The organism is Flavobacterium piscis, from assembly GCF_001686925.1.
In the GTDB taxonomy this organism is placed as follows: domain Bacteria; phylum Bacteroidota; class Bacteroidia; order Flavobacteriales; family Flavobacteriaceae; genus Flavobacterium; species Flavobacterium piscis.
Genome location: NZ_LVEN01000046.1, coordinates 380,079 through 398,946 on the forward strand (window position 1 = coordinate 380,079; position 18,868 = coordinate 398,946).

An 18,868-nucleotide genomic window follows, 5' to 3' on the forward strand; every position below is an offset into this window, starting at 1 on the left:
TTTTTGGTCTACAAGTTATAATCATCACTTATTTTAACTAATTGAATCACCAGTTCATCATTTCCCATTAAAAATGGGTCATACTTCTCATTAACAACACTTAGTTTATATCCAAAATAATTGGGGTCCCAAGTTACAAATTCATTTGGATAAAAATATTTTGTATACTTTTCAAAATCACCATTAATTACTTTTGATTTATGTTTAACCGAAATATTTTTAATAGTAATATTTGATTGTGTAGAATTAAAACCTAAGTCAACCCTTATATTTACAGGAACTATTTTTTCAGGAAAATGTAATACAATTTTTTGCATTTCATTCGATGCATATATAGGTTGCGAAACAGAATTTTCATCTTTCCAATCGCTACCATCTATTAAATAAAAAACTTGCAGTTTATCATTTTTCAAAAAGACCCCCTCAATAGTAACAGAGTAATCATTCTTTACCACAGTTTTTTTTTCTTCTTTACAAGAAGAGAAAAACAATCCAAAAATAAAAGCTATAATTATTATTTTTATATTCATATTCAATTTTTTGACAAAAATATAATTTTAATATTAAAAAGAATTAGAAAGTAGTTAACTCCTTTTGCCTATTATAAAAAGCTTTAAAAAGATATACAAAACCAAATAGAACAATAAATAAAATAGGCAATATAAACTTTAAATAACCTTTCACATATTTAATAGATTCTAAATTGGTAGTAACACTATTTTCTTTTATAATCTTATCATAGCCAATTAAATCTATCCTATGATTTGCTTGTTCATTAATCAAATCTTTTTTGGTTTTTAAAATATCATTTAACTGTGTGTTTTCATTATAATACATCAGTTTTTCATTTTTCCGGGCTCCACTTGTGGAGTTTGAAAAATTACTTAATATGCCATCAATCTGTTTTATTATAGAATCATTTTGTTTCATTTTGACTTCTATATTTTTATAAACCTCTTTTTGAATTTTATTATAGTAATCTGTTGTGTTCAAATACTTTAAAAGTGGTTTTATCAAATTATCTTCAGATATTTTCTTTTTAGTCGATAAAATAATAGTTTGATAGGTGTAATTTTTACTGGTCATATTGTCTTCCAGCACCTTTTTTATATCACCATCTTCAGCCATCAACTTTATTAATTCGAAATTTTCCGGCTTATTTTTAATGAAATTATAAACATCAGCTACTGGTTTAACTTCTATAATATTTAAATTTTTGGGTTGCTGAATCCCCACATTATTCTTTAAAAAAAGAGTGTCAACTTCTTTAATCTTAGAATTGATTAAATCAATTTTCGCATACAAATAATCTGTGCTTCCAAAATTAGGTGCTACAATAATCTCATGTTCATAACTCTTTTGAGTACTATCTAAAAACCACCCCAAAACAAATCCGGCCAGAACTAAAATCAAAACAATGATCCAGTTTCGAATAAAAAACTGAATTATTCTAAAAATAGAAGTGCCAATTCCCAGAAAAAAATTATTTATTTTTTTTGAAATCACACCTAAATCAATTTCTTGATCTTCATTGTTTTGGGGTACTTTTGTACTCATTTATTTTTTTATTTTACGTTGAAAATTTGTTCCAAAATTTTAATAGTAATCAAATACGTTGGCTTTACACCTGTGGTTCCTAATCCGCCTGAAGCTAATGTACTTCCGGTTTCAAGAGGATTATCTGAGGCATAATACGCATAACGAACTTTGATATCGTGCGGAACACTTTTTCTGATTTTTGATGCCGATTGAATGGCTTTCTGATAGTAAGATCCTTCCATTTCAAGACCAATTACTCCCCAGGTCGATTCGTGAAAGAATTTCAGTAAATCTCTATTTTGTAATGATGTTCCTAAAACGGTAACCATGGCACCTTCAAAAACGGCAATGTCATTTCCTTCGAACATAGCGCCAGTTAATTCATTTTCGAAGAAATAATTATCCGCCGTTCCTTCGTTTATATGCGCTGTAGGGATCATGATATCGCCTTTTCCGCCTTCAAGGATTCCTGCTTTACCCATTATCGAAACTGATTTTACATTTAGTAAAGTTTCTTTTTTGTATGGTTTTAAAAGTTCATCGATCGTTTCGTAAGCCTGCTCACCAAAAGCATAATCCATTACAATAATAACAGGAGCTGCTTCATCAACAACAGTTTTTGGAAATGCTGTTTTTGCCCAGTCAATTTTGGCAGTATCAAAAATCTGAACATCGATATTCGTTCCTGAACTATCAGGTAGTGAAATCATACCATTTTTTAAGGCTAATTCCTCGACAATGCTTCTGGTTTCTTTTGCACCTGATTTGCTTAATTCTTCATAGATATAAAAATCTGACTTATCCTTGAATTTCGTTTTCAACAACGGTGTTGCAAAAATAGAATTCATCACGCTATGCATATTAGCACTTATTACGTGAATTGGACGCTTTAACAGGTTGTTTGCCTTAAGCACTTCCTTGATGTTGGTTGCCCAGATTTCACCGTGAATATGGTGTCCTAAACGCTCTCTCAATACAGGACTAAAAGTTATAGTACGCTTATTGTTCTCGATAACTTCTTCGATGGCTAATTTTCCTAACCAATAAATAACGTGCAGGAAACGATCAGGAGCATTTTCTGAACCAAAAGCATCATAAATATCCAAAACCTCCTCAAAAGTTCGGGCTAAGATATTCGCAACATGCGAAATTGCTTTTTCTTTTTCTATTTGAGAAAGCTTTTTGGTTTGTAAAACGGCTTGTTCTAATTTTAACCAATCGCGCGAAACTTCGCCACCATCGTCTAATAAAACTCTGTTTTTGATTTTATGAGATTCAATAAAAATAAATGTCAAATGCGTCAGGATATCATAAATATCTGATCTCCCGCGAGTGATTTCAACATTCATTTGTTCCTCATCGATTCTGTAACAATTACGTCGCCTTTTTGGAGGAACGATTGCCTGAAAATGCGATTTAGAATATCCTTCGTCTGAAGTTAAATTGATGAATCGGCATTGTTCGATTCCTATTGGTAAACGTTCTATAACGTACAAAAGTCCGTTTAGTTCTACTTTTTCTTCGCCTATGTTTCCGTAAATTTCCGGACGTAATGCCAATAATGATTCACGTAAACTATCACCCGAAACTCCCATTGGTTTATAAAAACCACGATTGAATAGGTGACGCATTGTAATGTACATTTTTTCGATGGCTGCAGATGATTCCTGCGCTCTTGATCTTGATATATTTTTGGTTTCTTTCATGCTATTTTATTTAAAAAATCCTCTGTTTGAGAAGATGTAATATGTATATTATTAAGCGAAATTAGGAATTTAAAATGTCAATTCACTTCAAATCTATTCATGTCATTATTTAATAACATTTATTTTAAACTAAGATTTACAATTCGAATTACCTCACATTCGGCTACTTTATGAGGCCCTTCCATAAAAAATCCTTTTAATCCCATTTTTATTCTTGATTTGTGCAATTCATGATTTGCTTCATTTATTACCCACATTTTTGCTTTTCCTGAAGTTGGAACACTTATAGATTTATCTAAAATGATATTATTTTCATGATCTAAAAATTCTGGCCAGATCATCCATAACTTTTTTAGATTTTCATCATCTGAATACATAAAATCGGAACGATAACCCTGAATAGGATTTCCAGTTTTTCTGCCTCCTTCTTCTGGAGAAAAAAAACGATATTCGACTATAAAATCACATTCTCGATTTCTAACCTTCTCGTATGCTATATGATTTTCCAATTTTCTCTACTTCAAATTATCCGCAATATCCCTATTATTCGACAACCTCGGAATTTTATTCTGTCCGCCTAATTTTCCCTGCGATTTCATGTATTCCTGAAATCCGTTTTTAGAAACTTTGGTTACAACTACTTTTCGCAATACATTTCCTGTAATTAAATCGTCGTAATAAATATTTTGTTTTCGCATCGAATCATCAATTGCTTCGGCGAAAGCTTCAATATTTTCAGGTTCATTTTCAAATTCTACCAACCATTCGTGATACGGTAATCCGCTTGACGGATTTATTTGCGGTGCAACAGTAAATTCGTTAATTACAATTTTCGTTCCGGCTGTGGCTTCTTTCATGGCACTTTCGACTTCTTTTGCAATAACATGTTCTCCAAAAGCAGAAATATAATGCTTGATTCGGCCGGAAACGATAACTCTGTGCGGAAATAACGAAGTAAACTGAACCGTATCGCCAATATTATAACGCCAAAGTCCTGCATTGGTAGAAACAATCAAGGCATAATTCACACCCATTTCTACTTCACCAATAGTGTAGCTTTTTGGACTTTCTGTAAAGAATTCATCTGCTTTTATAAACTCGTAAAAAATTCCTGAATTCAGCAATAACAGCATTCCTTTTGATTTTTGAGAATCCTGATACGCAAAGAAACCTTCTGAAGCCGGAAACAACTCAATGCTGTCTACTTTACGCCCAATCATTTTTTCGAACTTGGCGCGATAAGGTTCGTAATTAACTCCTCCGTAAATAAACAGATTGAAGTTTTTAAACAAATCACCAATTTTCTTTCCTCCGCTTTTTTCCTGCAAACGTTCAAAATACATTTGAACCCAGGACGGAATTCCTGAAATTATGGTCATATTCTGATCGATAGTTTCCTCTACAATGGCATTTACTTTGGTATCCCAATCTTCGATACAGTTGGTTTCCCAAGAAGGCATTCTGTTTTTTTGAAGATATTTGGGTACAAAATGCGCTCCTATTCCGGATAATCTTCCAAATTTGATTCCGTATTTTTCAATCAAAATAGGGCTTCCCTGCAAGAAGATCATTTTTCCATCAACAAAATCTGCATTGCCGGTTTCGTATATATAATGAAGAATTGCATTTCTTGAAGCTTCAATATGATACGGCATTGATTCTTTGGTCAGCGGAATATATTTTGCGCCGGAGGTTGTGCCTGATGTTTTAGCAAAATAAAGCGGTTTCCCTTTCCAGAGAATATTTTTTTCTCCCATTCGAACTTTGTCGATATAGGGCTTTAAATCTTCGTAATCACGAATCGGGACACGTTTCCTGAAATCATGAACCGTTTTTATTTTATCAAAATGATGATCTGTACCAAACTGGGTTTCTTTGGCACTATTTATTAAACTCTTAAATACCGCTTGTTGAGTTTCGACCGGTTTATTGGCCCAAGCCTGTGTTTTATAATATATTTTGCTGGCAAATAGTTTTGCCGCTACTGACTTAATCGACATTTGTTATGGTATTATTTCTTGTCACTTTTGTTTTTACTTCGAGTTTTTTCGCCCGACTCCTTCTCCATCTTTGCAACCTCATCTCTTAGTTTAATTTCTTCTTCAGAAGCTTTCATATTTACTTGTGAAGGTTCATCAGCATCTGCTAAAATCGAATCTTTATTGAATTTTGCATATTCTAATTCGCCTTTTAAAACTTTCTGAATTCCTTTTATATAGGCTTCATTTTTCTTTAAAGCGGTTTCTAACGAATCTGATTTGATCGCCAGTTCAGTCGCATTCTTTTTTAATTCAGTCGAAGAATATCCGGGAATTAATTCGCGTAAAGGCGTAAAAGCAATGATAAAAGTAGTAATTAAAATTAAAAATATTCCTCCTAACATGAACGTTACAAAAACATTCATTAAGTTTAGTTTGAATGAAAAAATTTCTTCGAAAGTATCTTCATTCAAAATTACCAATCGGTTTTTGATGAATAAATTTTTTCTGAAATTGAATTTTTTCTTAGTCATTATGGTTATTTATACGAGCAAATATAATAATTAATCGCGTTGTTGATGCCTGACAGAAAGTATCGAATACCGTTATTTCAGTAATTTATAAAATATTTAACGCTATCAGAAACAAATATTTTAATCCAAATCTTGTTGTTCTTCGTATATTCTATATACATTTGCGGTTCAATTAGAAAACAATTTGCTTAGGCATTAAATATACAAACCATGGGAAGATTAGGTCTTACAGAAATCCTCGTAATAGTAGGTATCGTTATATTACTTTTTGGAGGTAAAAAAATTCCGGAATTAATGAAAGGTTTAGGAAGCGGAATTAAGGAATTTAAGAACGCTGCTAAAGACGATCAAACTCCACCTGCACCTTCTGTTAAAAAAGAAGAAGAAGAAATTAAATAAGAATTTAACCCCTTATTATAAACCCCAAATTACAATTGTAGTTTGGGGTTTTTGTTTTATATAAAAAAACTTACTTTTATAGTCCCTAAATCAAATAACAATAATTATGAAAAACCTACTTCTGATTACTGTTGCTTTGTTGTGCTTTAAAAGTAATGCACAAAAGCAGCCCTTTCCAGCAAATTTTGTATTTACAACTGGTCTTATGGCATCGACAAGAAATAGTCTCGACGCCCAAAACAATTATAAAATCTGGAAAGACAATTTTGTTACTTCATGTTCTAATAACCGTTTTAGAATAAAATTTGATAATCCTTCTGAAACTGTATCCGAAGGAATTGGTTACGGAATGCTGCTTGCAGCTTATTCAGGCGATAAAACCTTATTTGACGGTCTTTGGTTATATTATAAGGACAATGTAAATGCTAATGGCGTGATGAACTGGAAAATCAACGGCTGTTCCGGAATTAATGGTGCCAATGGTGCAACAGATGCCGAACTTGACGCTGCTTTTGCTCTTATTGTTGCCGATTATCAATGGGCAAGTACCGGCGCTATAAATTATAAAAATGATGCTAAAACATTGATTGCAGCCGTTAAAGCTCATGAAATCGAAGCCAATACTTTTGTTTTAAAACCCGGAGATCAATTCGGCGGAAGCCAAATTACCAATCCTTCTTATTTTTCTCCTGCTTATTACAGGGTTTTTGGAACTTTTACTAATGATATTTCTTTCTGGAATGCTGTTGCTGCAAAATCGTATACAATTATCAACAATAACTTAAATGTAAATAATGCTGTTGGCGGATTAGTTTCGGACTGGTGTTCAGAATCCGGAGCGTATTCTTCTCAAGCCGGAGGATATAATAACGCAGGAAAAACCTATACTTATGATGCTGCAAGAACGCCATGGAGAATAGCAGTTGATTATTTGTGGTTTGGAAATCCCGATGCTAAACTGTATGCTAAAAAATCATCGGATTTTGTGCGCGTAAATCTTGGTGGATCTACAAATATAAAAGATGGGTATAACCAAAATGGAAATGCAATAGGTCAATGGCACAACGCTACTTTTGTTGGGGCTTTTGCCTGCGCTGCAATGGCGGGCGAAAATCAGGCACATTTAGATGCTTCTTATAATGACTTAAATAACTTAAACGAGCCTAACAGCTACTTTAATCATACTCTAAAAACATTATATTCCTTTTTACTAACGGGTAATTTTTATCTCCCTCCAACTGCCAATTTATCTACTGGTGATTTTGATATCGAGAAATCTACTGTCACGCTTTTCCCAAATCCAAGTCCTGATCGATTTACTGTGAAAGCGCCTCAGCAATCGACTATTTCAGTAATTTCTCCTTCCGGGATTGTTATTCATCAACAAAAAACAAGTTCTGAAAATACCGAGATTAATTTGGCTAATCAATCGTCCGGAATTTATTTAATAAAAATATCCAATGATGATTTTAAAAGTATTACTAAAAAAGTGATTTTGAAATAAGCTTAAAATAGAAAAACTCCCAAATTACAATTGTAATTTGGGAGTTTTTTATTTATTACTCCAGTTTTGGAATTTGGAATTTATTAAAGTACCATCGTCAACTGAATCCTCTTTCTGTCCTCATCAACCTCAGTTACCTTCACATCAACATGCTGATGCAATTTTACCACTTCGTTTACGTCACTCACAAATCCCGCTTTCAATTGAGAAATATGAACCAAACCGCTTTCTTTGATTCCGATGTCAACAAAACAACCGAAATTGGTGATGTTATTCACAATTCCAGGTAAGATCATTCCCGTTTTCAAATCTTTGATTGATTTTACATTGGCATCAAACTCAAAAACCTTAGCCGACTTTCTTGGGTCTAATCCGGGTTTTTCAAGCTCTTTTATGATATCTTTTAATGTAAGTAAACCAATTTCAGGTGTAATATAGTTTTCGGCCTTAATTAGGGCTGTTTTCTCTTTGTTTGCAATTAAGTCGTTTACCGAAAGTTTTAAATCTTTCGCCATTTTCTCGACAACCGGATAAGCTTCCGGGTGTACTGCCGAATTATCCAGCGGATTTTTAGCATTCGAAATTCTAATAAAAGCTGCGCCTTGTTGATACGCTTTCTCGCCTAAACGAGGCACTTTTTTCAATTGCTTTCTGTCTTCAAACGGACCATTTTCTGAACGATATTGTACAATATTTTCAGCAAGCTTCTCTCCTATTCCACTCACATAACTTAGTAAATGTTTACTTGCCGTGTTGATATTGATTCCAACCGAGTTCACGCAACGAATTACAGTGTTATCTAATTCTTCTTTTAGCTTGGTTTGGTCAACGTCGTGTTGGTATTGGCCTACGCCAATGGCTTTCGGGTCGATTTTTACCAATTCGGCCAAAGGATCTGAAAGTCGTCTGCCAATAGAAACCGATCCACGAACCGTAACGTCATAATTTGGGAATTCTTCTCGCGCAATTTTTGACGCAGAATATACCGAAGCTCCAGCCTCAGAAACGATAAAAACCTGCAGCGGTTTGTCGAACGCAATTTTTTTTATGAAGAATTCAGTTTCTCTCGAAGCCGTTCCATTCCCGATAGAAATCGCATCAATTTGATAGGCGTTTACCATCGAACGGATTTTCTTGATTGCCATTGCTTCTTCATTTTGAGGCGCATGCGGATAAATCGTTTCGTTATACAATAAATCACCTTTTTCATCCAGACAAACTACTTTACAACCGCTTCTAAATCCTGGATCGATCGCCAGAATACGTTTTTCGCCCAAAGGCGGCGCCAATAAAAGTTGCCCTAAATTGTTGGCAAAAACCTGAATTGAGTTTGCATCAGCCTTGGCTTTTGCTTCTTGCAATGTTTCGTTTCCAATTGCCGGATTCAACAATCGTTTGTAACTATCTTCTATCGCCAATTGCAAATGAGCTGTAGTACTATTTTGTTTTTTAATGACAATTTCATCAATAATATCATAGGCTTCATCGATATCAACATCTACTTTCATCTTGACAAAACCTTCGTTTTCTGCACGAAGCATGGCCAATAATCGGTGTGAAGGTGCTTTTGTCAACGGTTCTTCCCAGTCAAAATACTGACTGAATTTTTGCGCTCCTTCTTCTTCAGCTTTCTTTTTTACGACTTTGGTTCCAATTGTTGCTTTTCTATTAAATAATCTTCGCAATTGCTTACGAACATAAATATTCTCGTTGATCCATTCGGCTACAATATCTCTGGCGCCTTGCATCGCAGCTTCTTCATTAATCACATTTTCATTCAGATATTGCGTCGAAATAAAATCGATATCAACATCATTTTCAGACATGATTATTTTTGCCAATGGTTCAAGACCAAATTCGCGCGCAACATCTGCCTTTGTTTTTTTCTTCTTTTTGTACGGAAGGTAAAAATCTTCAATTTCTTGTAAGTCAAAACTTTGTTCAATTTTTTGTTTCAATTCCGGCGTAAGCGCTTTTTGTTCTTCGATCGATTTTAAAACCGCTTCTTTACGTTTTACAATTGCTTCATAATCTTTTTGAAGTTTTGCAATTTGCTCGATCTGCACTTCATCAAGATTTCCGGTTGTATCTTTTCGGTAACGCGAAATAAACGGAATAGTACAATCTTCTTCTAATAATTTTACCGTGTTTTGAATGTTAATTGCTGCTGTTTGAACAGTCTTGGCAATGAATTGAATATTAGTCATTCTTATTTATTTTAACCGCAAAGATTGCAAAGTGTTTCGCAAAGTTCGCAATGGTTTTTTAATTTTATTGTTTTAAAATATCAAAATTAATATTTTATTTCAACCGTCCGATAATATCGGACTCTTCTCATCCCAATTTTATTTCTTCTTAATTGGCTTTAATACAATACTTGCTTTACTAAAATCTGCAGATGCATTATATACTTTTCTATATTCCTGATAAATCTCTTTTGGATAATTTATTGCTTTGTACTTTTCATCAATTGTGATGATCACCTGATTTCCATCTACTTTTACAGTCGATTTAAACGAACAGTTTTTGCTTTCATCAAATTTCATTTCTTTGTCTATCACTAAATCATTGTAATGATCTACCTGATATCCTTTCGGGATGTTAAAGACAATACTATGATGGTATTCTTTTGTGTATTTTAAATCAATATCTGTTTTTCTGGTATTTTCCTGATAAAGATTCGCCTGTTTTCCAATCATCTTTCCTAGATTAACCAAAAGCAGATTTCCTGCTTTTTCAGTAAATGATTCTACCGATTCCAGTTTTGAATTAATAATAAACGGCGTATTTGTATAATTATTTTTAAATTCTAAATTTTCGGCTTTTTGCTCTAAAACCTTTACATCGATATCATCAAGTAACACATCTTTTACAAAATCTGTAAGCTCCTTTTTTTCTTCGTTATTAGACAAATCATTATACGAATAACGAAGCATTTGACCTGTATAACCAGTACTTGACATTTTTTTATCTATGGTTACTTTTGATAAATCGGGATTTAAACTTACAACTGATTCTGTTGCTATTTTAGTAAAATCTGATGAAACTACCAGCGGATACACATAACTTTCCTGTTTCTTTTGTACATTATATCCTTTTGCCTTTGTATCCTGGTATTCGTAACTTGGTTTTCCGTAAGCAAGATAAACCACATTTGGTGAGATAAATTTATTTAAATCTCTAAAATAAAAATTAATATCGGTAAATTCATAAAACGTTACAATCTCGTCGTCAAGATCTCCAATAAAACGATCTTCAGTCGCAATGATTTCGTATGGAATTTTAAGAATGTCAAAAGCATATTTGTACAGAAAAATAAAATCTCTACTGGCTAATTTCGAATTTCCTTCGGTTATCTTAATTTTAGTATTAATTGTTTCTCCTTCGGCATAAGGTTCAAAATGGGTTCTGATGTATTCGTCCAGAATGGTTAATTTTTCATCGTTAGATTTATCTTTTATATCCAATTTCTGAACAAGCTTTTTAACATCGCCATTAGAAAAAGCATAAGGTTTGTTTCTAATGTAATTTTTAAAATACGTTTCCCATTTTTTATTACTCATTTCGGCAGGAGATCCGGTAATTAAATACAATACCTTAACCAGATTTCTAAATTTCTTTGAACTTTTTTCGTTTACAAGCGGCTGGATATTATCTGCAGTAAAAAAAGTCTTGCCTTTTACTTTGTTATAATGAAATTCACCCGAAGTATATACTCTCGACATAGCCGATCCGGATTCTGTAAGTGTGAACTCAGCATGCAATACCGGCGCATCTTTTTGATAAATTTCAATTCCGTTTGATGTTGGATTTTCTTTTACAATAAAATAATACTCCAGAATATCGCCTTTTTCAACTCCTTCAAAAACAATCGATTTTACGTTTTTTAAATCCGAATTTACAATCTGGCTTTCAGATAAAACTCTTATGTCTCCGTTAGGTTTAATAACTCTTGCGTGAAAATCTTTTGTATCACGAATTGTGGTATTATCGTCTGCAGTAACTTTATTGTATTTACTGATTTCTGAAGACTCATTTATTTTTACTGCAAAATGTTCCATTTTAAATTTTGCAAAACCATACAAATTGGGATTAATTCTGGTATGAACCCATCTTTTATCAAATAAAATTACAGCGGGTTCTTTTTTATATTCTTCAGGAATGGCCTGAAATGCCGGAACTGCATCCCAGGAGTAACTTTTAATTTCTTGTGCGTTTGCTTTTATAAAAAAAGTAAATAGTAGGATTAGTAATGTTTTTTTCATTATTTTTTTATTAAGATGATAGATTGGTTGTATTGGCTGTTTAATTCGGTTACTAATGCATTCCAGCTGTCGAAATCTTTGGTTTCGATAACTAATTTTTTAAGTGCAATTTTTTGAGATACGATCAGGCTTTTTTTATCTTTTTTATACGATATATCATAACTTAAAACCTCATTTTCTTTCTTACTGTTTTCCGGAATAAAATCAAGCTGATAATTTTCGGGGATTTCATAAACATAAGTAAACTCATTTGTAAATACATTGTCATTTTCAATAGAAAGTTTTCGTTCTTTAGTATCAATGATATATTCTTTAAAAGGCGCTAACAAAATAGGCTTTACAATTATCTTGTCCCCTATTTTTTTTGTCCAGGATTCCAGTTTAAAATTGTACAATAGTTCCGCATCTTTGTTGTCATACTCATTCTTTTTAACTTCGGTGCTTTCTATTTCGAGTTTTTGATTGTATCGGGTCAGACCACTTTTTAAGATTTCGTCCTGCTTTTGTTTATTAGAAGCTAAAACATTTAAAAAGTCACTTTTTTCATAACCGGAAAGCAATAATTTTGCTGCGCCCTGAACTCCATCATCATTGATTTTCAACTTCATATCCACTTTTAGATGATTTTCTTTTTTGTCTACAACAGGAACTTTTTCAATAACAAATTCAGTTTCAGATATTCCTATAAGTCCTTCTTTGCCCTGAATCATGGCAGACGGAAATGTAAACGGACAAAAAGAATCGGTCCCGTCAACAAAATAGCGCTGTTTATCGATTTTTACAGACGCGATCATGTGATTGCTTACCAAAGGCGTTGGAACATCTGTAAAACTATACGGTTTATCTCTTGTACCAATCCAGACTAGATTTGACTCTAATCCCGCAGTTTTAAACATTTCATTTAATAAGTTCGAAATGTCTTTACAATCCCCGTATTTTTTATCAAAAACAGATGCCGCATCACGCGGAATAAAACCTCCCATTTCGTACTCAAAAGCCACATAGTGAATGTTTTCCTGAACCCAATTGTAAATTGCTTTTGCTTTGTCTTTAGGATTCGTTTTGTCTTTTATTAATTCTGCGGTTTTAGTTTTAAGAGCTGTTTGGTCTAATTTGTTGATATCTTTTAACAACGAATAATACCATTTGTACAAATGCTCAACATCCGGAAAAAGAGCTTCTTTCTTGTTATCTTTAGTATAATTTTTGATGTAATACACAATATGAGGCAGGAAATAAGTAAAATTTGGCGCTCTGTTTTCCTCTTCAAAAGCGGGCATATCTGCCACTTTCCAGGTATAAACATCCAGGTTTCCTTCTTTCGTTTTTTCGAAAACAATTTTATCCTGATGATCGCCAAAAAGTTTATAACCAATTTCGATAGATGGATCTGATTTTATCTGAAATTGTGAAGCAACGGTCTGCAATTCATGCTGAAAAGCAAAAAAAGATAATAATCTTGGTTCGTTTTGCTTTACTTTATACGAGAATTCAACTTTCGATTTATCTTCAACATTATTAAAACCAAAGTGTTTGTATTTATTATCGCTATAAAAAATATCCCTTTGTTTCAACTCATTTGTACTAATATCGTACTGCGAAAGTTTACTTTTTTTATTGGTTTTCGCATTTATTGCAACACCTTTTATACTCGAAATTTCACTAAAATTATCGTACGGAATGTTTATAGAGTATTCATTTACGTTTTTACTTTTCGCAATTTCTCTTTGTTCTTCGATAAAAGATTCGATTTCTAATTTGCTTTTATTCGATAAATAAACAATTTCATTCCGATAAAGTACTTTTGATTTTTCTTGCGCGCACAAAAAATGACACGCGAAAAATGCCAGATAAAATATTCTTTTCATTAGGTTTTTGATATAATATATGGGGAGTTAAATTTTAACAAAAATAAACTTATTTGCGAAAATACAGCCATTTACTGCATTAGCTTCTTAAAATAATATCTTTGCTTTTTATTTTTTAAGCCAATGAATATTCTATTACTTTATTTTCTACTTATAAACAGTGCTGCTTTTATTTTTTCCGGATATGATAAGTATTTGGCTGTCAATCATAAAAGAAGAATTTCTGAAAATACACTTTTTGCACTTGCAGCTTTTGGAGGTTCTATAGGTTTGCTATTGGCAATGATCATCTTTAGACATAAAACCAGTAAACCTTCTTTTATTTTAAAATTTTCGGCTATTGTTATTATTCAGATCTTGACTGCTGCCCTTTTGTTTATCTACAATGTAGATGTCTTTAATATTGCTTTATTTTTGACTAATGATAGATAATTAACAATGTTAATAACCTTATAATTATCTGAATTTAAGATATTTGAATACAAAAAAAGCCGGATGAATTTAAAAATCCGCCCGGCTTGATATTTATATTAGTGCGAAGCACTCAATTTTTTGACTTTTATTGACAAGCGATTTTATTCACTCTGTTTTGGTGTCTTCCACCCTCAAAAGCAGTTGCCAGGAACGTTTCAACAATTTCTACCGCTTGCGGGATCGATGTAAAACGTGCCGGAATACTCACAATATTAGCATCGTTATGTAAACGCGTTAAATAAGCAATTTCTTTGGTCCAGCATAAACCGGCTCTTACTTTAGGATGTTTATTAACAGTCATTGCAATTCCGTTTCCGCTTCCGCAGATCACGATTCCAAAATCAGCTTTACCTTCAGATACATCATTGGCAACCGGGTGTCCAAAATCAGGATAATCAACAGAATCTTCAGAATCTGTACCATAATTGGTTACTTCATATCCTTTTGCTTTAAGCATTGCAACGATTGCTTTTTTATAATCTGGTCCTGCGTGGTCGTTTCCTATCGAAATTTTCATTTAAATACTATTAAGTTGTGTTTTGCAAATTTACTTAAAGTATATGATATATACTTTACTATAGATTTGTTTATTTTTTACTTAAAATTAAAAATAATGAGAATTGATAATTTACAATGTATAAATCTTTTTTTACCATTTATATATAAGTTTTTTACTATTTTTAAAAAATATAATATTTTGATTTTCAAAAACATATAATAAGTGTAACCCTATTTTAAAAACATTAAAAATGAAATATATCATCTTTATTCTATTTAGTTTAAATTGTTTTTCACAAGAGAATTCTAAACCGCAGTTTCTATTTGATGAAAATGATCAATCAATAACGCAAGACCAATTCAATAATAAATTAAAGGATAAAAAATTAGAAATAATTACTTATCAGGTTGATACTGCTTATATAGGAAGATTTTTAAGAAAAGATGATTTTGGTGTTTTATCGCCATCTGAAAAAGTAAAAATTCAAATAGAGCTGGAAAAACTAACGGGTAAAAAAATTGATACTTCAAAAACTATAATAATTAATTTTTTTTACAAAGATAATCCGGAACCAAACGGAAGTTGTATTGACTATTATGTTAATGATAAAGCCTACAAAAAATTCTTAGATAAAAATAATACTATAAATCAGTTTTTTATCACCCAGAAAGATTATAAATATAAAGACAAGCAGGTTTACCAAGATACAAATGATTTAATAAGAAAGACTCTTTTTAAATATCACTTTGATTGTGGAAATTACATTATTATAAAAACTAATGGAAAATTTTATCGAAAACTAGGAGAGTATAAACAAAATGAGATTCCTCAAAATTTAAATAGAATCGAATAAAAAACAAACTCAATCAGAACTTCCATAATATCAGAAACTTAACACTTATCAACATTATTAACAACTATGTAAGTACCTCATAATCAATAAATAATATTCATGTATTTTGTTAAAATTTTATATTGTTAATACCAAAACGTAATTCGTTGATATTCAGTTAACTTTAAATTAACATTATTTGTTAATAAGTTCGGATAGAAAATTAGAAGTTTTTTTTGGTTGTGTCGAAAAAAAACCTAATCCAAAACCGGGATGAAATAACCTAATAAAGTTTGATGAATTTTTAGAAAAGTTATCAATATCAAAAATGCCATTTTCAACAAATATCAACATGTGAACTTATCTACAAAATGAATCGATTTTAGGTTGTCAACCATTGTTAATTAAAATACAAAAAGTCTTATAAATGAATCCTTTAACGAAATATAAGTATGTTGATAACTCAAGATAACTAAGAGAAACTTCATTTCAATGCTTTTAAAAATAAATTTATAGCACATATTAACAAGCTATAATAACAAACAAAAATTAATTTAATTTAAATTTTTCTTTTTGTTGTATTTAATATATGTTGACAACTTTGAAAATTTTAAAAGAAAAAAAATCTTGAAATTGAAAAATTAGATGAGTTTAAACAATTTTAAGTGGGTTATTAAGATTGTCAAGAATTTGCTGAACTTCGTCGAAATCGTTGGGATGAACTTTCAGTTTGATTCCGCCCAACGCTGTGGTGTACATTGGGACGACAGATAAGGTTATTTCGTTCTCAAAGTAATACGGAATCTGTTCTTGCTCTAATAAGTGCTTTAGAACGATTGTTTCGTGCTGATAATTGAAAACGGCAATAGTTTTAAAGCTTTCCATAAAGGGTCTTTTTGTAAATATACGAAATGAGCTTTACTAAAAATTTGTCGTTCGCAAATAATTTTGAAAATTCGAATTACAAAATGACCTCTAAAAATCAGTATAAAATCTCCTCTTTGAAAGTTATATTTTTAATAATTTATTTGTTAAAATCTATAATCTGATATCTTATTTGTAATTTTAACTTTTTAAGAAAAGATATATGAGTAAGAAAATTAGAAAGCCGATAAAAAATGAGAAAGATTTCTCTAGTAAAATAATAAAAATTTTATCGCAAAGTCCTAATAAAGCATTTAATTACAAACAGATAGGAGCAAAGCTCGAACTTGATGATACAAAAAGCAGAAACCAGATTATAAAAGATTTAAAAATTCTGGCTGCTTCAAAAAAAATTATAGAATCTGAACCTGGTAAATATTTAGTAAAAGCAGAGAGTCAGGATTATTACGAAGGAACAATAGACATGACCAGTAGAAAAACGGCTTATTTTGTTTGTCCGGATTTTAGTGAAGATGTGTTTATCCCAACCAATAATCTGAATCGTGCTTTAGACAAAGACAAAGTAAAAGTTTATGTTTATAACCGAAGAAAAGGGAAAAGACCTGAAGGCGAAGTAATTGAAGTTGTAGAAAGAAATAAAACAGAGTTTGTTGGAGTTATTGATATTCAGGCCAATTTTGCCTTTGTATCTACTGCAAATCCTAAAATGTATACCGATATTTTTATTCCAAAAGATAAAATTGGAGAAGCAGAAAACGGTGATGTTGTTTTGGTTACAATTGAAGACTGGCCAAAAAGAGCAGATAGTCCGTTTGGATCTGTGATTAGAGTTTTAGGAAAACCAGGAGAACACAATACTGAGATTCACGCTATTTTGGCTGAATATGGTTTACCATCAGATTTTCCGGTAGAAGTAGAGGTTTATGCACAAAAAATAGATACATCCATTCAGGAATCTGAAATTGCAAAACGTCGTGATATGCGTGATACGCTAACGTTTACGATTGACCCGAAAGATGCAAAAGATTTTGATGATGCCTTGTCTTTCAAAAAGTTAGAAAATGGTAATTACGAAATTGGTATTCATATTGCCGATGTTTCGTATTATCTTGAAGAAGGAACAATCCTGGATGATGAAGCGTATCAACGTGCAACTTCGGTTTATTTGGTAGATAGAGTAGTACCAATGCTTCCGGAAGTTTTATCTAATTTTGCGTGTTCTTTGAGACCGAATGAAGAGAAATATACATTCTCAGCAATATTCGAAGTTTCTCCAACTGCACAAGTTATCAACCAATGGTTTGGAAGAACTGTAATTTATTCAGATCAGCGTTTTGCTTACGAAGAAGCACAATATATCATTGAAACAAAAGACAATACAATTCCTGTTGATATTTCGATCACGGGAGAATCTTATGTTGTTTCTGATGAAATTACCGAAGCTACTTTAAAATTAGATGAATTAGCTAAGATTCTAAGAAAGAAAAGAATGGCAAATGGTGCAATTTCTTTTGATAAAGTCGAAGTAAAATTCAACTTAGATGAGCAAGGAGAACCAGAAGGAGTATACTTCAAAGTTTCAAAAGATGCCAATCATCTGATTGAAGAATTTATGCTTTTAGCCAACAGAAAAGTGGCGGAATACATTGGTAAACAGAAGAAAACATTTATTTACAGAATTCACGATGAACCAAATGAAGATAAATTGATTGCGATGCAAACCGTAATTGCTAAATTTGGTTATAAAATAGATTTCCGTAACAAAGGCGATATTTCGAAGTCTTTGAATGCATTGATGGAAGAAGTAAACGGTAAAAAAGAGCAAAATTTAATTGATACTCTTGCGATTAGAAGTATGAGTAAAGCCAAATATTCGACAGAAAATATTGGTCATTACGGTTTAGCTTTTGATTATTACAGTCATTTTACTTCGCCAATTCGTCGTTATCCTGACGTTATGGTACATCGTTTGCTGCAATTTTATCTGGATGCAGGTAAATCTGTAGACGAAGAAGTTTATGAAACAAAATGCCAGCATTGTTCAAACATGGAAAGTTTAGCAACAAATGCTGAACGTGACAGTATCAAATACATGCAGGTTAAATACATGCAAGATCACCAGGACGAAGAATTCCTTGGAGTTATTTCAGGAGTTACAGAATGGGGAATTTATGTTGAAATTGTTTCGAACAAGTGCGAAGGAATGGTAAGAATCAGAGAGATAAAAGATGATTATTATACTTTTGATGAAAAGCAATATGCTTTAGTAGGAGCGACTTCAAACAGTATTTTACAACTTGGAGATGAAATTTACGTTAAAGTAAAAAATGCAGATTTAGTGAAAAAACAACTGGATTTTCATTTTTTGAGAAGAGCAGAATAGAG

16 protein-coding genes are annotated in these 18,868 nt (G+C 32.0%); 5 read left to right on the plus strand and 11 right to left on the minus strand.

The genetic code is table 11. The features are described from left to right. Positions 1 to 8: 8 nt before the first annotated feature. The 6 genes from FLP_RS22795 to FLP_RS22820 form a co-directional block, all read right to left on the minus strand. The gene (locus tag FLP_RS22795) at positions 9 to 530 is read right to left on the minus strand and encodes a hypothetical protein (RefSeq protein WP_065451783.1); all 522 of its coding nucleotides are present in this window, start codon (positions 528 to 530) and stop codon (positions 9 to 11) included. Positions 531 to 573: 43 nt separating this feature from the next. Then, positions 574 to 1,413 (minus strand): hypothetical protein, encoded by an 840-nt coding sequence (locus tag FLP_RS22800; protein ID WP_243397616.1) that lies wholly within the window; start codon positions 1,411 to 1,413, stop codon positions 574 to 576. Positions 1,414 to 1,565: 152 nt separating this feature from the next. Further along, positions 1,566 to 3,245 (minus strand): DUF6909 family protein, encoded by a 1,680-nt coding sequence (locus FLP_RS22805; RefSeq protein WP_065451785.1) that lies wholly within the window; start codon positions 3,243 to 3,245, stop codon positions 1,566 to 1,568. Between the two features lie 119 nt (positions 3,246 to 3,364). Then, complete coding sequence (locus FLP_RS22810; protein ID WP_207797852.1) at positions 3,365 to 3,754, minus strand: hypothetical protein; 390 nt, start codon at positions 3,752 to 3,754, stop codon at positions 3,365 to 3,367. A 6-nt stretch (positions 3,755 to 3,760) separates the two neighbouring features. Beyond that, complete coding sequence (locus FLP_RS22815; RefSeq protein ID WP_065451786.1) at positions 3,761 to 5,245, minus strand: GH3 auxin-responsive promoter family protein; 1,485 nt, start codon at positions 5,243 to 5,245, stop codon at positions 3,761 to 3,763. Between the two features lie 11 nt (positions 5,246 to 5,256). Next, positions 5,257 to 5,757 (minus strand): peptidase, encoded by a 501-nt coding sequence (locus tag FLP_RS22820; RefSeq protein WP_065451787.1) that lies wholly within the window; start codon positions 5,755 to 5,757, stop codon positions 5,257 to 5,259. Between the two features lie 210 nt (positions 5,758 to 5,967). Here FLP_RS22820 and FLP_RS22825 point away from each other — a divergent pair, with 210 nt between their 5' ends. Both FLP_RS22825 and FLP_RS22830 read left to right on the plus strand, forming a co-directional pair. Continuing rightward, entirely contained in the window at positions 5,968 to 6,156 is a 189-nt protein-coding gene (locus tag FLP_RS22825; protein WP_055096778.1) for a Sec-independent protein translocase subunit TatA/TatB, read from the plus strand. Between the two features lie 106 nt (positions 6,157 to 6,262). After that, positions 6,263 to 7,660 carry a glycosyl hydrolase family 8 gene (locus tag FLP_RS22830; protein ID WP_065451788.1) on the plus strand — a complete coding sequence of 466 codons (1,398 nt, stop codon included), beginning with the start codon at positions 6,263 to 6,265 and terminating at the stop codon, positions 7,658 to 7,660. Positions 7,661 to 7,743: 83 nt separating this feature from the next. Here the strand turns inward: FLP_RS22830 and FLP_RS22835 are convergent, their stop codons facing one another. From FLP_RS22835 to FLP_RS22845, 3 genes are all read right to left on the minus strand, one after another. After that, a complete protein-coding gene (locus tag FLP_RS22835) occupies positions 7,744 to 9,867 on the minus strand; it encodes a Tex family protein (RefSeq protein WP_065451789.1) in 2,124 nt (707 codons plus the stop codon). 138 nt (positions 9,868 to 10,005) lie between these two features. Then, on the minus strand, positions 10,006 to 11,925 hold the full coding sequence (locus FLP_RS22840; protein ID WP_065451790.1) for a DUF3857 domain-containing protein: 1,920 nt from the start codon (positions 11,923 to 11,925) through the stop codon (positions 10,006 to 10,008). Next, complete coding sequence (locus FLP_RS22845; protein ID WP_083195931.1) at positions 11,925 to 13,793, minus strand: DUF3857 domain-containing protein; 1,869 nt, start codon at positions 13,791 to 13,793, stop codon at positions 11,925 to 11,927. The genes FLP_RS22840 and FLP_RS22845 overlap by 1 nt, the downstream gene beginning before the upstream one ends. Positions 13,794 to 13,916: 123 nt before the next feature. Between FLP_RS22845 and FLP_RS22850 the strand changes: the two genes are divergently transcribed. Continuing rightward, positions 13,917 to 14,225: a DUF1294 domain-containing protein gene (locus FLP_RS22850; protein ID WP_065451792.1), complete on the plus strand. Its 309-nt coding sequence runs from the start codon at positions 13,917 to 13,919 to the stop codon at positions 14,223 to 14,225. 127 nt (positions 14,226 to 14,352) lie between these two features. On the opposite strand, the gene rpiB is transcribed toward FLP_RS22850, so the two are convergent. Continuing rightward, positions 14,353 to 14,784, minus strand: a complete 432-nt coding sequence (gene rpiB, locus FLP_RS22855) for a ribose 5-phosphate isomerase B (RefSeq protein ID WP_065451793.1) — start codon at positions 14,782 to 14,784, stop codon at positions 14,353 to 14,355. A gap of 232 nt (positions 14,785 to 15,016) precedes the next feature. On the opposite strand from rpiB, the gene FLP_RS22860 reads away from it, so the two are divergent. Next, positions 15,017 to 15,619, plus strand: a complete 603-nt coding sequence (locus tag FLP_RS22860) for a hypothetical protein (protein WP_065451794.1) — start codon at positions 15,017 to 15,019, stop codon at positions 15,617 to 15,619. A gap of 630 nt (positions 15,620 to 16,249) precedes the next feature. Here the strand turns inward: FLP_RS22860 and FLP_RS22865 are convergent. Then, positions 16,250 to 16,483, minus strand: a complete 234-nt coding sequence (locus FLP_RS22865; protein WP_065451795.1) for a DUF2007 domain-containing protein — start codon at positions 16,481 to 16,483, stop codon at positions 16,250 to 16,252. A gap of 202 nt (positions 16,484 to 16,685) precedes the next feature. Between FLP_RS22865 and rnr the strand changes: the two genes are divergently transcribed. Next, complete coding sequence (rnr, locus tag FLP_RS22870; RefSeq protein WP_065451796.1) at positions 16,686 to 18,866, plus strand: ribonuclease R; 2,181 nt, start codon at positions 16,686 to 16,688, stop codon at positions 18,864 to 18,866. Positions 18,867 to 18,868: the final 2 nt, after the last annotated feature.

Bases quoted from the DNA above. Each gene is read 5' to 3' on its own strand.
- FLP_RS22795 (WP_065451783.1), bottom strand. From the start codon at position 530: ATGAATATAAAAATAATAATTATAGCTTTTATTTTTGGATTGTTTTTC.
- FLP_RS22805 (WP_065451785.1), bottom strand. From the start codon at position 3,245: ATGAAAGAAACCAAAAATATATCAAGATCAAGAGCGCAGGAATCATCT.
- FLP_RS22815 (WP_065451786.1), bottom strand. From the start codon at position 5,245: ATGTCGATTAAGTCAGTAGCGGCAAAACTATTTGCCAGCAAAATATAT.
- FLP_RS22820 (WP_065451787.1), bottom strand. From the start codon at position 5,757: ATGACTAAGAAAAAATTCAATTTCAGAAAAAATTTATTCATCAAAAAC.
- FLP_RS22825 (WP_055096778.1), top strand. From the start codon at position 5,968: ATGGGAAGATTAGGTCTTACAGAAATCCTCGTAATAGTAGGTATCGTT.
- FLP_RS22830 (WP_065451788.1), top strand. From the start codon at position 6,263: ATGAAAAACCTACTTCTGATTACTGTTGCTTTGTTGTGCTTTAAAAGT.
- FLP_RS22835 (WP_065451789.1), bottom strand. From the start codon at position 9,867: ATGACTAATATTCAATTCATTGCCAAGACTGTTCAAACAGCAGCAATT.
- FLP_RS22840 (WP_065451790.1), bottom strand. From the start codon at position 11,925: ATGAAAAAAACATTACTAATCCTACTATTTACTTTTTTTATAAAAGCA.
- FLP_RS22845 (WP_083195931.1), bottom strand. From the start codon at position 13,793: ATGAAAAGAATATTTTATCTGGCATTTTTCGCGTGTCATTTTTTGTGC.
- FLP_RS22850 (WP_065451792.1), top strand. From the start codon at position 13,917: ATGAATATTCTATTACTTTATTTTCTACTTATAAACAGTGCTGCTTTT.
- rpiB (WP_065451793.1), bottom strand. From the start codon at position 14,784: ATGAAAATTTCGATAGGAAACGACCACGCAGGACCAGATTATAAAAAA.
- FLP_RS22860 (WP_065451794.1), top strand. From the start codon at position 15,017: ATGAAATATATCATCTTTATTCTATTTAGTTTAAATTGTTTTTCACAA.
- FLP_RS22865 (WP_065451795.1), bottom strand. From the start codon at position 16,483: ATGGAAAGCTTTAAAACTATTGCCGTTTTCAATTATCAGCACGAAACA.
- rnr (WP_065451796.1), top strand. From the start codon at position 16,686: ATGAGTAAGAAAATTAGAAAGCCGATAAAAAATGAGAAAGATTTCTCT.